The 13246-nt window shown below is 46.8% G+C and carries 14 protein-coding genes; 13 read left to right on the plus strand and 1 reads right to left on the minus strand.

Annotated features, from left to right (window positions below; all coding sequences use genetic code 11):
- Position 1 precedes the first annotated feature (1 nt).
- The 12 genes from glp (at position 2) to sipT (ending at position 11096) form a co-directional block, all read left to right on the plus strand.
- Positions 2-1294 (plus strand): gephyrin-like molybdotransferase Glp, encoded by a 1293-nt coding sequence (glp, locus tag NYE42_RS07225; RefSeq protein WP_025284662.1) that lies wholly within the window; start codon positions 2-4, stop codon positions 1292-1294.
- On the plus strand, positions 1255-1776 hold the full coding sequence (gene mobB / locus NYE42_RS07230; protein WP_007409631.1) for a molybdopterin-guanine dinucleotide biosynthesis protein B: 522 nt from the start codon (positions 1255-1257) through the stop codon (positions 1774-1776). Before glp ends, mobB begins: the two co-directional genes overlap by 40 nt.
- Positions 1777-2247, plus strand: coding sequence for a molybdenum cofactor biosynthesis protein MoaE (locus tag NYE42_RS07235; RefSeq protein WP_007409632.1), 471 nt, complete (start codon positions 1777-1779; stop codon positions 2245-2247).
- Positions 2244-2477, plus strand: a complete 234-nt coding sequence (gene moaD / locus NYE42_RS07240) for a molybdopterin converting factor subunit 1 (protein WP_007409633.1) — start codon at positions 2244-2246, stop codon at positions 2475-2477. The genes NYE42_RS07235 and moaD overlap by 4 nt, the downstream gene beginning before the upstream one ends.
- 322 nt (positions 2478-2799) lie before the next feature.
- Positions 2800-3498, plus strand: a complete 699-nt coding sequence (locus NYE42_RS07245) for a Yip1 family protein (protein ID WP_043021215.1) — start codon at positions 2800-2802, stop codon at positions 3496-3498.
- A 1-nt stretch (position 3499) separates the two neighbouring features.
- Entirely contained in the window at positions 3500-4636 is a 1137-nt protein-coding gene (locus tag NYE42_RS07250; protein ID WP_012117453.1) for an efflux RND transporter periplasmic adaptor subunit, read from the plus strand.
- Positions 4637-5329, plus strand: a complete 693-nt coding sequence (locus tag NYE42_RS07255; RefSeq protein WP_007409637.1) for an ABC transporter ATP-binding protein — start codon at positions 4637-4639, stop codon at positions 5327-5329.
- Positions 5326-6519 (plus strand): ABC transporter permease, encoded by a 1194-nt coding sequence (locus NYE42_RS07260; protein WP_007409638.1) that lies wholly within the window; start codon positions 5326-5328, stop codon positions 6517-6519. Before NYE42_RS07255 ends, NYE42_RS07260 begins: the two co-directional genes overlap by 4 nt.
- 282 nt (positions 6520-6801) lie before the next feature.
- Entirely contained in the window at positions 6802-7557 is a 756-nt protein-coding gene (locus NYE42_RS07265) for a DeoR/GlpR family DNA-binding transcription regulator (protein ID WP_352426857.1), read from the plus strand.
- Positions 7554-8465, plus strand: a complete 912-nt coding sequence (pfkB, locus tag NYE42_RS07270) for a 1-phosphofructokinase (RefSeq protein WP_003154572.1) — start codon at positions 7554-7556, stop codon at positions 8463-8465. Before NYE42_RS07265 ends, pfkB begins: the two co-directional genes overlap by 4 nt.
- A 14-nt stretch (positions 8466-8479) precedes the next feature.
- Positions 8480-10384: a PTS fructose transporter subunit IIABC gene (locus NYE42_RS07275; protein ID WP_025284667.1), complete on the plus strand. Its 1905-nt coding sequence runs from the start codon at positions 8480-8482 to the stop codon at positions 10382-10384.
- A 130-nt stretch (positions 10385-10514) separates the two neighbouring features.
- Positions 10515-11096: a signal peptidase I sipT gene (gene sipT / locus NYE42_RS07280; protein ID WP_003154568.1), complete on the plus strand. Its 582-nt coding sequence runs from the start codon at positions 10515-10517 to the stop codon at positions 11094-11096.
- Between the two features lie 37 nt (positions 11097-11133).
- On the opposite strand, the gene NYE42_RS07285 is transcribed toward sipT, so the two are convergent.
- Positions 11134-11403 carry a hypothetical protein gene (locus NYE42_RS07285; RefSeq protein WP_015239771.1) on the minus strand — a complete coding sequence of 90 codons (270 nt, stop codon included), beginning with the start codon at positions 11401-11403 and terminating at the stop codon, positions 11134-11136.
- A 162-nt stretch (positions 11404-11565) separates the two neighbouring features.
- On the opposite strand from NYE42_RS07285, the gene NYE42_RS07290 reads away from it, so the two are divergent.
- A complete protein-coding gene (locus NYE42_RS07290) occupies positions 11566-13185 on the plus strand; it encodes an ATP-binding cassette domain-containing protein (RefSeq protein ID WP_007409642.1) in 1620 nt (539 codons plus the stop codon).
- The last annotated feature ends 61 nt before the right edge of the window (positions 13186-13246 follow it).

The raw sequence follows: 13246 nt of genomic DNA on the forward strand, positions 1-13246 counted from the left end.
TATGCTTGAAAAAAGAACGCCGATTCAGGTGGACGAAGCAGTCCGCCGGGTGAGCCGGTATAAAAAACAGGGGGATACCGAATGGGTGGCGCTTGAGGACAGTCTCCACCGCTATTTGGCGGAGGATGTTAAGGCGGATCATGATGTGCCGGCCTTTAACCGTTCCCCGTATGACGGGTTTGCCATCAGGGCGAGCGATTCAAAAACGGCTTCCCGTGACAATGCCGTCACCTTTGAAGTCATTGACCATATCGGAGCAGGCGCCGTGTCGGAAAAAGAACTCGGGCCTTATGAAGCGGTCCGCATTATGACGGGGGCGCAGATTCCAAAAGGCGCGGATGCCGTAGTGATGCTTGAGCTGACAAGAACGTTTTCTGAAAACGGGACGAATTACATGTCAGTGAAACGCCCTTTCCATGCGGGCGATAATATTTCATATCAAGGAGAAGATGCGAAAAAGGGCAGCTCGCTATTAAAAAAAGGGACGAAAATCACGCCGGGCGTAACCGCTCTTTTAGCAACCTTCGGCTATGCTTCCGTTCCCGTGGTCAGAAAGCCGGTTGTCGGCATTATCGCAACGGGGACCGAGCTTCTTCATGTCAGCGATCCGCTTGAGCCGGGGAAAATCCGCAACAGCAACGCTGCGATGGTGTATGCCCAGGTCATTGAAGCGGGCGCGGTGCCGCTGAACTTAGGGAAAATTTCCGATGATTTTGATGACAGCTATGATGCGGTGAAGGAAGCTATGAAAAAAGTTGATTTTCTGATCACGACCGGCGGCGTGTCAGTCGGCGATTTTGATTTTCTTCCAGACATTTATAATAAGCTCGGAGCGGAAGTTCTTTTTAACAAAGTGGCAATGCGCCCGGGGAGCGTGACAACTGTCGCCCGGGCCGATGACATGCTGCTGTTCGGCCTTTCAGGCAATCCGTCCGCATGTTATGTCGGATTCACCCTGTTTGTCAAACCGATGATTCAGACGTGGCTTCTGAATGAAAAACCTCATTCCGGATGGGCGGAAGCCGTGTTAACAAACGACTTCCCGAAACCGAATCCGTTTACGAGATTTGTGAGGGCGTTTGTTTATCATAAGGACGGAAAGATGATGGCGTCACCGGTCGGCCTCGACAAATCAAGCTCAGTCACATCTCTAGCCGAAGCAAACGCGTTTATCCTTCTGCCGGGAGGAACGAGGGGATATGAAGCGGGCCGGACGGTTCACGCGCTCCTCATCCGTGATGAGAATGGAAGTGAATGGCCGTGGTCAATTCTTTCCCGATCGTCCAGATCGTAGGTTTTCAAAACAGCGGTAAAACAACGTTTATTGAACGTGTGCTGAAAGCGGCGCCGAAAGAGTGCGATATTGGATGTTTAAAACATCACGGACATGGCGGAGAACCGGAACCTTTTTCTGACGGAAAAGACTCGGAGCGTTTTTCAAAAGCCGGAGCCGCGGTTACGGCAGTAGAAGGGGACGGCGTCCTGCAGCTTACGGCGCGAAAAAAATGGGATCTGGCGGGTTTGATCAGTCTGTATGAATGTCTGGGAATTGACGGTCTTCTCATAGAGGGATTTAAACATGCGCCGCATCCGAAAATCATTATGATCAAAGACAGCGAAGATTGGCAAAAGCTGAAGCATTTGGAGCGCGTGATCGCGGTTGTCAGCAGAAATACGGAGCATATGCCGGCAGATGCCGGCATGCCCGTATTCCATGCGGACGATCCGGCTGCCATGATGTTTGTGCTTTCGCAGCTGAAAGGGGAATCTGCATAAATGGAACGTTTTCAAATTACAAGGGAACCTATCATTGCCGAAAATATCGTAAAAAAAGTTGAAAAGCGTGAAGCCGGCGCCATCACAACGTTTATCGGCACGGTCAGAGAGTGGACTGCAGGACGGCGGACGGTGCGTCTCGAATATGAAGCGTATGAACCGATGGCTGTTCAAATGCTTTCTCAAATCGGCGATGAAATCAGCGCGAAATGGGAAGGAGCCGAAGCTGCAATCACTCACCGTGTCGGCGTCCTTGATATCGGAGAAGCAGCGGTCGTAATCGCCGTGTCTTCTCCGCACAGAAAGGCGGCATATGAGGCGAATGAATATGCAATTGAACGGATAAAACAGATTGTGCCGATATGGAAAAAAGAAATCTGGGAAGACGGAGAAGAATGGATAGGCGATCAACTGGAAACAACGCCCTATCCGAACGGAAAACCGGATTTGCATAAAGGGGAATCGCGATGATTAAAGTATTATTGTTTGCCGGGCTTGCGGAGCAGGCGGGAACACCGGTCATTGAACTTGACGAAAAAGAGACGGCGGCGTCTGCTGTAAAAACGCTGCTAAAGGAACGGTACGGCCTTCAGACGATTGACAATGCCATGATCGCAATCAATGAAACATATGTAAAAGACAACAGCATCGTAACAGAAGGTGATACCATTGCCTTTATCCCTCCTGTAAGCGGAGGGTGAAAAAAGAGCCGGATGTGCATCATTGCCCTCCGGCTTTTTGTATATAGAAGCTGAATTCCAGAGAACATCTAAATGGGATTTAAAGGGATTTGCGATTGGGCTGGTTTTGACTGCATGAATAGGCTGAAGACAGTGCCTTCACAAGGCTTTGAGCCTCCCGTCGCACGGATCTGACAATGCTTTTTTTTACATAATTATGGAACGTAAAGCTGAGAATTTGTGTTACAATTTAGCATAAATACGCAAACGGCAAAAAAATTGAAACTTCTCTCAGCCTAAAGCGTACGTATAAACAGAATAATACATAGGAGGCATCAGCAATATGGAACCAAACCTGGAAAAAGGCAATACGGCAGTAACGGAAAAGCCGTCAATTTTCGGCGTCATTACAAGTCCTGTTGTGCAGTTTAAAAGATTAAAAGAAAAGCCGGTCATCGGCATTCCTCTCCTGATTGTCATCATTCTCATCGCGGCCGGCAGTATTTTGCGCGGACTGGGGATGAATTATGAAGAAGTGCTGAACAGCCCATCTCTTGACGGTTTGACGGATGATCAGATTGAAATGACCAAAACCTTCGCTAAATTCGGCACGATGTTCGGAGGAATCTTCGGGGGCATTATCGCTCTGTTTATCGTTCCGCTCATTTACTGGCTGTGCGTCAAAATTTCAGGCGGCGTGACAACTTACAAAAAAATGCTCTCACTCAGCCTGTTTACGGCATTTATTACCAATATCGGCTTAGTTATTAACGGTCTTGTTACTTATTTTACCGGTGCGGGCTCATTGTATGCCGTAACATCTTTGGCGAGTGTCATACCGGCCGGAGACGGCGTCGCGGTCTTTTTAAGCGCGTTCGACATTTTCAGCATCTGGAGCTATATTCTGCTCGCTTTGGGACTTCGCTATACAGGCGGCATTTCGAAAAAAGCGGCCTGGACTTCCGCGATTGTCCTGTTTGTTATTATGCTTTTAGTTTCAGCAGTCGGAGGACTGTTAAGTTCAGTGACAGCAGGTGTATAACATGAAAAAAATTTGGATCGGAATCGGCATCGCCGTAATTGTTGCAGTATTCATCGGTATCAATATTTATAAGTCTGCCGCTCCCGCGGGCGGCAGCGCCGGGAAAAAAATCGAAACCGGAACCATGGAAAATAGAGAAATCTCCTCTACGGTTATGGTTCCGGGAACACTTAAATTCTCTAAAGAACAGTATGTTTTTTATGAAGCGGATAAAGGAACTCTTGATAAAGTGAAAGTAAAAGAAGGCGACAAAGTAAAAAAAGGGTCGTCGTTAGTCACGTATACAAATGAGCAGCTCAATCTTGATAAAGAACAAAACGAGTTGACAGAACAATCAAAACGGATGCAAATCGAACAAGTTGAAGAAAAACTCAGAGCATTAAACAGCAAGGAACAAGATCTGGCAAAACAAGTGGGAGAAGCGGAAGCCAAAAAACAAATTGAATCCGAACGGACTGATCTGCAGCTTCAGCAAAAAACGGCGGAAATCGAATTAAAGCAATCTGATTTGCAAAAGCAGTCTCTTGAAAATCAGGTGGCGAATCTCAATGTTAAGAGTGAGATGGACGGGACGGTAATCTCGGTAAATCAAGAAGCGGCTTCTAAAAAATCGGATATTCAAGAACCGGTTATACATATAGGAGACCCGGAACACCTGATCGTTGCCGGCAATTTGTCCGAATACGACACGCTGAAAGTAAAAAAGGGACAAAGCGTTACGATTACCTCAGACGCCATCCCCGGTAAAACGTGGAAAGGGAGAGTGGCGGCTGTCGGCCTCGTTCCTGATCAAAAGTCAAGCGCTGCTTCAGGGGAAAGCACGGAACAGGCTGTGCAGTATCCGTTTCAGGTTAAGCTGATCGGAAACCTTCCGGAGGGCAAGCCGGGGTTTAAATTAATTATGAACATTGAAACCGACAAACGGAAAGCCGATACGCTGCCGTCCTCCGCGGTCAAAAAAGACGGAGATGAGCACTGGGTCTTTACGGTAAAAGACGGGAAGGCCAAACGCGTGAAAGTTAAAGTCGGCGATACCGCAAATCAGCTTACGGAGATAAAAGAGGGGCTTTCAAAGGATGATAAAGTCATTCTGAATCCGGCTGACGGTTTGACTGACGGAACGGATGTGAAAGCATAGATGATTCAGCTTTCAAAGGTGAAAAAAAGCTATCAGATCGGCAAGGAGACGTTTGATGTTCTCCGTTCAATCGACTTGACGATTGAAGAAGGAGAATATGTGTCAATTATGGGACCGTCGGGATCGGGAAAATCTACGATCATGAATATCATCGGCTGTCTGGACAGACCGACGTCCGGCAGTTACAGGCTTGCGGGCGAAGATGTTTCTTCATGCACCGAAAAAGAGCTTGCGGCGGTCCGGAACAAATCAATCGGATTTGTCTTTCAGCAATTTCAGCTGCTGCCGCGATTGAATGCAAGAAAAAATGTCGAACTCCCCATGATCTACGCCGGTATCGGCAAAAAAGAGCGTGAGGAACGGGCTGAGCATGCGCTGGAAAAAGTCGGTTTGGCGGATCGGATGCGTCATATGCCGAATGAGCTGTCCGGCGGCCAGAAGCAGCGTGTCGCGATTGCAAGAGCCATTGTGAACGAACCGAAGCTCATTTTAGCTGATGAACCGACCGGCGCACTGGATACGAAAACAAGCATTTCCATTATGGAGCAGTTCACAGAGCTTAATGCAGAGGGCGTGACCGTGGTGCTTGTGACTCATGAGCCTGAAGTGGCGGACTGTACAAACAGAGTGATTTTCGTCCGTGACGGCATGATCGTTTCCCGCGATGCTGAGCAGAGGAGAGTGGGGGAATGAGCCTGTCAGAAAATCTCCGGATGGCCCTCAGTTCCGTAAGAGCTCACAAGCTGAGATCGATTCTGACAATGCTCGGAATCATTATCGGCGTCGGTTCAGTAATCGTTGTTGTGGCTGTCGGCCAGGGCGGAGAGCAAATGCTGAAGCAATCCATCAGCGGGCCGGGCAATACGATTGAATTGTTTTACATGCCCAGTGATGAAGAATTAACAGCCAATCCGAACGCCTTACAGGAAGCGAGTTTTACAGAAGAAGATATTAATGGATTAAAAGGAGTGGACGGCGTAAAGCAGGTTGTCGCTTCCGCGGTAAAATCCATGACGGCCCGTTACCATGAAGAAGACACGGATATTACGCTGAACGGCATTAACAGCGGCTACATGGACGTAAAAAAGCTGGACGTTCAAGATGGACGGACATTTACGGACAATGATTTTCTTTCCGGGAAAAGAGCAGGAATCATCTCGAAAAAAATGGCTGAAAAGCTGTTCGGGAAAACGTCTCCGCTCGGAAAAATCGTCTGGGCCGGCGGACAGCCCGTAGAAGTAATCGGCGTACTGAAAGAAGAGAGCGGTTTTTTATCGTTAGGACTCAGTGAAATGTATGTGCCGTTCAACATGCTGAAAACGTCTTTCGGTACTAACGACTACAGCAACGTTTCCGTTCAGACGGAGTCCGCTGATCAAATCAAATCAACAGGAAAAGAAGCGGCCCGTCTCTTAAATGACAATCACGGTACAAAAGAGGCCTATCAAGTCATGAATATGGAAGAAATCGCGGCGGGAATCGGCCAGGTCACGACCGTTATGACGACGATCATCGGTTCGATCGCCGGTATTTCTCTCGTTGTCGGCGGGATCGGGGTCATGAATATTATGCTCGTATCAGTGACAGAACGGACAAGAGAAATCGGCATCCGCAAATCGCTCGGTGCCACGAGAGGACAGATTCTGACACAATTCTTAATTGAATCTGTTGTGCTTACATTAATCGGCGGCTTAATCGGAATCTGTCTCGGCTACGGGGGAGCATCACTCGTTTCCCTTATCGCAGGCTGGCCGTCGCTCGTTTCTTGGCAGGTGGTTTGTATCGGCGTACTGTTCAGTATGCTGATCGGTGTCATTTTCGGCATGCTGCCCGCCAACAAAGCATCACGCTTAGATCCGATTGAAGCGTTACGGTATGAATAACCCGTACCCCATGCAGTCTGCATGGGGTTTTTTTGTGTTTTAATGATTGAATGAATATAATAGACTTTTTTCATTTATGATAAAAAGAAAATGTCATACAATTGTCCCCCTTTTTGTCGAATTTACAGTTTACAAACCCTATGTACATACGTTAATATGAACAAATGTGAAAGATTTTGATAGTTATTGAATGAATTTGATTGATTTTAGTTGCTAGAAGTAAAAAAAGCGTTTACAATTATCTTGCAGCCGAAATGAATACGTTTCCAAAGGAGGCGGAATATGCTCACTCCTGAAAGGTATCAGCTGATTATTGATCAGATTGAAAAGCGTGATGTGGTGAAGATTCAAGAGCTGATAAGCATGACAAATGCTTCTGAATCAACGATCAGAAGAGATTTATCAACACTTGAAGAGCGCGGATTTTTAAAGCGCGTTCACGGCGGGGCGTCTAAACTTTCCAACAGCAGGCAAGAACCCGATATGCTTGAAAAATCCTCCAAAAACCTTCAGGATAAACTGAAGATCGCAGAAGAAGCGGCATCTTTATTAGAAGAAGGTGACTGTATTTATCTTGATGCGGGAACAACTACATTGCACATGATTGATTTTATAGATCCATCTAAGGACATTGTGGTTGTCACAAACGGAGTTATGCATATCGACGCTTTAATAAGGAAAGGGATCCCCTTTTATCTTCTCGGAGGATATGTGAAGCATAGAACAGGTGCGATGATCGGCGGCGCCTCATTAACGGCGATCAGCCAGTACCGTTTTGACAAAAGCTTCCTCGGGGTGAACGGCGTGCACATTGAAGCCGGCTTTACAACACCCGATCCGGATGAGGCTCTTCTGAAGACAAAGGCTGTGAGACAGGCGAAAAATGCGTATGTTTTAGCCGATCCTTCTAAATTCGGCGAGATTTCTTTCGCAGCGTTCGCCGCCTTGGGCGATGCCGCTATCATTACCACTGAAGCTGAAGAACTTGCATTCGATAATTACCAAGAAAAAACTGTCGTAAAGGTAGTGAAACCATGATTTACACTGTAACCCTCAATCCGTCTGTTGACTATATCGTTCACGTTGAAGATTTTGCCGTAGGCGGTTTAAACCGTTCCAGCTATGACACGAAGTATCCCGGCGGAAAAGGCATCAACGTTTCGAGATTACTGAAAAGACACCATGTGCCGTCAAAAGCATTGGGGTTTGTCGGCGGATTTACCGGAAATTATATCACGTCATTTTTGCAGCAGGAAGGTCTGGAAACGGCTTTTTCTGAGGTGGATGAAGACACACGTATAAATGTAAAACTGAAAACGGGCGATGAAACGGAAATTAACGGACAGGGCCCGACGATTTCAGACGAAGTGTTCAATGCCTTTTTAGAACAGTTCTCCGCTCTGGAAGAGGGAGACATCGTCGTTTTAGCGGGAAGCATTCCTTCTTCCCTGCCGCATAACACGTATGAAAAAATTGCTGAGGCATGCAGAAAGCAGAATGCCCGGGTAGTGGTAGACATCTCCGGTGAAGCGCTGATGAAAGCGACAGAAATGAAACCGTTTTTGATGAAGCCGAATCATCATGAGCTTGGGGAAATGTTCAATACGGTCATTGATTCAGCCGAAGCTGCCGTTCCTTACGGTAAAAAATTGATTGAACAAGGCGCTGAACATGCGATTGTTTCGATGGCTGGCGACGGTGCGCTTTTATTTACGAAAGAGGCGGTTTTCCTCGCCAATGTTCCTAAAGGAAAGCTTGTCAATTCGGTAGGCGCGGGTGATTCCGTCGTCGCGGGATTCCTTGCGGGAATTTCAAAACAGCTGCCTTTGGAAGATGCGTTCCGTTTAGGAGTTGCTTCCGGAAGCGCGACGGCATTTTCTGAAGAACTCGGAACTGAAGAGTTTGTACAGCAGCTTCTTCCTGAAGTTAAAGTCACACGTCTATAGAGGAGGAAAGAAAAGTGAAGATAACTGAGCTGTTAACAAGAGATACAATTCATCTCAATATAGAAAGCAAAGAGAAAGAAAACGTTATCGATGAAATGGTGACAGTGCTTGACAAAGCCGGCAGATTAAATGACAGAGAGGCTTACAAAGCAGCCATTTTAAATCGTGAAAGCCAAAGCTCGACGGGAATCGGCGAAGGCATTGCCATTCCTCATGCGAAGACGGCGAGCGTCATTAACCCGGCCATCGCATTCGGCCGTTCAAAAGATGGTGTGGATTATGAATCATTAGACGGTCAGCCGGCACACCTGGTCTTTATGATTGCGGCAACCGAAGGAGCGAATAATACGCACCTTGAGGCATTATCAAGACTTTCAACGCTTCTCATGCGTGAGGAAATCCGCAAACAGCTTCTTGAAGCTGAATCAGAAGATGCGATCATTGACATCATCAATCAGCATGACAAAGATGACGATGAGGAAGAAGAAGAGCAGGAAGAACAGGCAGCGCCGTCAGGAAAAGGCAAAATCCTTGCCGTTACGGCATGTCCGACAGGTATCGCCCATACGTTCATGGCAGCTGACGCACTGAAGGAAAAAGCGAAAGAGCTCGGCGTTGACATTAAAGTCGAGACAAACGGTTCAAGCGGTATCAAACATAAGCTGACGGCTCAAGAAATTGAAGATGCGCCTGCGATCATCGTGGCGGCTGATAAACAGGTTGAAATGGAACGCTTTAAAGGCAAACATGTTCTTCAAGTGCCTGTAACGGCCGGTATCAGACGTCCTCAGGAACTGATTGAAAAAGCCGTTAACCAAGATGCGCCGATTTACGAGGGCAGCGGCGGAGGATCTTCCGCTTCAAATGAAGACGGCCCGAAACAGAAATCAGGCACAAGTATCGGAAGTACTTTCTATAAACACTTAATGAGCGGTGTCAGCAACATGCTGCCATTTGTCGTCGGCGGCGGAATTCTCGTTGCGATTTCATTCTTCTGGGGAATTCATTCAGCTGATCCGAAAGACCCGACATACAACACGTTTGCCGCAGCGCTGAACTTTATCGGCGGCGATAATGCGTTAAAGCTGATTGTTGCAGTTCTTGCCGGATTCATCGCAATGAGTATTGCGGACCGTCCGGGATTTGCGCCGGGTATGGTCGGCGGATTTATGGCTACGCAGGCGAATGCCGGATTCTTGGGCGGACTGATTGCCGGATTCTTAGCCGGTTATGTCGTAGTCCTTTTGAAAAAGCTGTTTGTCTTTATTCCTCAGACTCTTGACGGATTAAAACCTGTATTGATTTATCCGCTGCTCGGTATTTTTATCACAGGAGTTCTGATGCAATTTGTCATAAACACACCTGTCGCAGCGTTCATGAATTTCTTAACAAATTGGCTTGAAAGCCTTGGAACTGGAAACCTTGTTTTAATGGGTATTATTTTAGGCGGTATGATGGCTATCGACATGGGCGGCCCGCTTAATAAAGCGGCGTTCACTTTTGGAATTGCGATGATCGATGCCGGAAACTATGCACCGCATGCGGCCATCATGGCGGGCGGAATGGCTCCGCCGCTTGGAATCGCACTGGCGACTACATTCTTTAAACACAAATTCTCTAAACGTGACCGTGAAGCCGGTATTACGTGCTACTTCATGGGAGCAGCTTTCGTTACAGAAGGCGCCATCCCGTTTGCAGCGGCTGATCCGCTTCGCGTCATCCCTGCAGCCGTTGTCGGTTCTGCGGTAGCGGGCGGGTTGACAGAGTTTTTCCGGGTAACGCTTCCTGCACCGCACGGAGGAATATTCGTTGCATTCATTACGAACCATCCGCTGCTTTACTTAATGAGCATCGTGATCGGAGCGATTGTAACGGCGGTTATCTTGGGAATCGTCAAAAAACCGGTTGCAGAGAAATAAACAAAAAGCGTCCTTTACGGGCGCTTTTTTCAATCATGTACGCATAGAAGCGTTATGTATTTTATGATGAGTTATGATAAAGTAAAGATGGTACATGAACTGAAACAGTGATCGTCTAGGAGGAACCACGTTGACTGAAGAACAAAAACCTACTTCTGAAAAATCGGTAAAAAGAAAATCCAACACATATTGGGAATGGGGAAAGGCCATCATTATAGCGGTTGCACTTGCGCTGTTAATCCGCCATTTCCTGTTTGAACCGTACTTAGTGGAAGGATCATCAATGTACCCGACATTACATGACGGTGAAAGGCTGTTTGTCAACAAAAGCGTCAATTATATCGGAGAAATCGAGCGGGGAGACATCGTCATTATTAACGGCGACACATCGAAAGTCCATTATGTAAAGCGGCTCATCGGAAAACCTGGAGAAACGGTGGAAATGAAAAATGACACGCTTTATATAAACGGCAAAAAAATCGCAGAACCGTACCTCGCGAGCAATAAAAAAGAAGCGAAAAAACTGGGAGTCAACCTGACGGGAGATTTCGGCCCCGTAAAGGTTCCGAAAGGCAAATACTTCGTCATGGGCGACAATCGGCTGAACTCAATGGACAGCCGGAACGGACTCGGTTTAATTGCCGAAAACCGGATCGTCGGCACCTCGAAGTTTGTGTTCTTCCCGTTTCATGATATGCGTCAGACAAAATAAAAACGCCGCGCTGCCCGATTTGGACAGCAGGCGTTTTTTATTTGGCAAACGAGGCGGCGATGGCGATGAACATTACCGTGGCCAGCACTGATCCGACAATGGCCAGAACGCTGAAAAAAAGATTCACCTGCTGCTTCTCTTTGCCGCGTTTTTCAAGCATCCGTTTTGAAAAGAGATGCGAAAACGTATAAATGAGGGCGATTCCGACGTACAAGCCGATGTCACGTGCGGTAAAGCCTGTGACGGCCAGAAAAACCCCGGTAAAGAAAATCATAAGACAATATTCTGTGAGTGTTAAAAGCTTCAACTTGTTCCTCCGTGATGAATATGTATATATATCTATTGTATCACAGGGCTCCGGGTTTGACGCCTGCATCTTTTCAAACCCGTATATTCGCAGGGAAACATTTCTCTTCCCCTTTATTCATGGTATACTTTTAATGATGATAGACACGATGGAGGATTCTAAATGATTGCTGTAAATAATGTGAGCTTGCGTTTTGCGGATCGCAAGTTATTTGAAGATGTCAATATTAAATTTACGCCGGGCAACTGCTACGGATTAATAGGCGCAAACGGTGCCGGAAAATCAACATTTTTGAAAATTTTATCCGGTGAGCTGGAGCCGCAGACCGGCGATGTCCATATGAGCCCGGGCGAACGTCTTGCCATTCTGAAGCAGAACCACTTTGAATATGAAGACTTCGAAGTGCTGAAAGTCGTCATTATGGGACATAAACGTTTATACGAAGTCATGCAGGAAAAAGACGCGATTTATATGAAGCCTGATTTTTCAGATGAAGACGGCATCCGCGCCGCTGAGCTTGAAGGAGAGTTTGCGGAATTAAACGGATGGGAAGCTGAAAGTGAAGCCGCTATTTTGTTAAAGGGCCTGGGCATCTCTGAAGACCTGCATACGAAGAAAATGGCGGACTTAGGCGGTTCAGAAAAGGTGAAAGTGCTTTTGGCACAGGCGCTGTTCGGCAAGCCGGACGTTCTGCTGCTTGATGAACCGACCAACCACTTGGATCTGAAAGCGATTCAGTGGCTGGAAGAGTTTTTAATCAACTTTGAGAACACAGTCATCGTCGTATCCCATGACCGTCACTTTTTAAATAAAGTGTGCACGCACATCGCCGATCTTGATTTTAATAAAATTCAAGTGTACGTCGGCAACTATGATTTCTGGTATGAATCCAGCCAGCTTGCTTTAAAGCTTTCTCAGGAAGCCAACAAGAAAAAAGAAGAGCAGATTAAACAGCTTCAGGAGTTCGTGGCCAGATTCAGCGCCAACGCCTCTAAATCAAAGCAGGCGACATCAAGAAAGAAACTCCTTGATAAAATCACGCTTGATGATATCAAACCGTCATCACGCCGTTATCCTTATGTCAATTTCACGCCGGAACGTGAGATCGGAAATGACGTGCTGCGGGTTGAAGGCTTAACAAAAACGATTGACGGGGTTAAGGTGCTTGATAACGTCAGCTTTATTATGAACAGAGAAGATAAAATCGCTTTTACGGGCCGCAACGAACTTGCCGTTACGACATTGTTTAAAATCATTTCCGGGGAAATGGAAGCAGACAGCGGCACATTTAAATGGGGCGTGACCACTTCTCAGGCGTACTTCCCTAAAGACAACAGCGAATATTTTGACGGCAGCGACGCGAACCTTGTTGACTGGCTCCGCCAGTACTCGCCGCATGACCAAAGCGAAAGCTTTCTGCGCGGTTTCTTAGGACGCATGCTGTTCTCAGGAGAAGAAGTCAACAAAAAATCAAACGTTCTTTCCGGAGGAGAAAAAGTGCGCTGCATGCTTTCAAAAGCGATGCTTTCCGGCGCGAATATTTTAATTCTGGATGAACCGACAAACCACTTAGATTTGGAATCCATTACGGCGCTTAACAACGGCTTAATCAGCTTTAAAGGCGCTATGCTGTTTTCATCTCATGACCATCAGTTTGTACAGACAATTGCCAACCGCATCATTGAATTAACGCCTAAAGGCATTGTTGACAAACAAATGTCTTATGACGAATTTCTTGAAAACGCAGATGTGCAGAAAAAGCTTGAAGAGCTATACGCGTAATAAAGAAGCAGAGGAGACTCTGCTTTTTTATTTATGAAAAAAGTTTTCAATCTTCTGACTT

It is taken from the genome of Bacillus sp. FSL K6-2865 (assembly GCF_040311405.1).
In the GTDB taxonomy this organism is placed as follows: domain Bacteria; phylum Bacillota; class Bacilli; order Bacillales; family Bacillaceae; genus Bacillus; species Bacillus velezensis.

Coding starts and splice junctions, on each gene's coding strand:
- glp (WP_025284662.1), top strand. CDS start 2: ATGCTTGAAAAAAGAACGCCGATTCAGGTGGACGAAGCAGTCCGCCGG.
- mobB (WP_007409631.1), top strand. CDS start 1,255: ATGGCCGTGGTCAATTCTTTCCCGATCGTCCAGATCGTAGGTTTTCAA.
- NYE42_RS07235 (WP_007409632.1), top strand. CDS start 1,777: ATGGAACGTTTTCAAATTACAAGGGAACCTATCATTGCCGAAAATATC.
- moaD (WP_007409633.1), top strand. CDS start 2,244: ATGATTAAAGTATTATTGTTTGCCGGGCTTGCGGAGCAGGCGGGAACA.
- NYE42_RS07245 (WP_043021215.1), top strand. CDS start 2,800: ATGGAACCAAACCTGGAAAAAGGCAATACGGCAGTAACGGAAAAGCCG.
- NYE42_RS07250 (WP_012117453.1), top strand. CDS start 3,500: ATGAAAAAAATTTGGATCGGAATCGGCATCGCCGTAATTGTTGCAGTA.
- NYE42_RS07255 (WP_007409637.1), top strand. CDS start 4,637: ATGATTCAGCTTTCAAAGGTGAAAAAAAGCTATCAGATCGGCAAGGAG.
- NYE42_RS07260 (WP_007409638.1), top strand. CDS start 5,326: ATGAGCCTGTCAGAAAATCTCCGGATGGCCCTCAGTTCCGTAAGAGCT.
- NYE42_RS07265 (WP_352426857.1), top strand. CDS start 6,802: ATGCTCACTCCTGAAAGGTATCAGCTGATTATTGATCAGATTGAAAAG.
- pfkB (WP_003154572.1), top strand. CDS start 7,554: ATGATTTACACTGTAACCCTCAATCCGTCTGTTGACTATATCGTTCAC.
- NYE42_RS07290 (WP_007409642.1), top strand. CDS start 11,566: ATGATTGCTGTAAATAATGTGAGCTTGCGTTTTGCGGATCGCAAGTTA.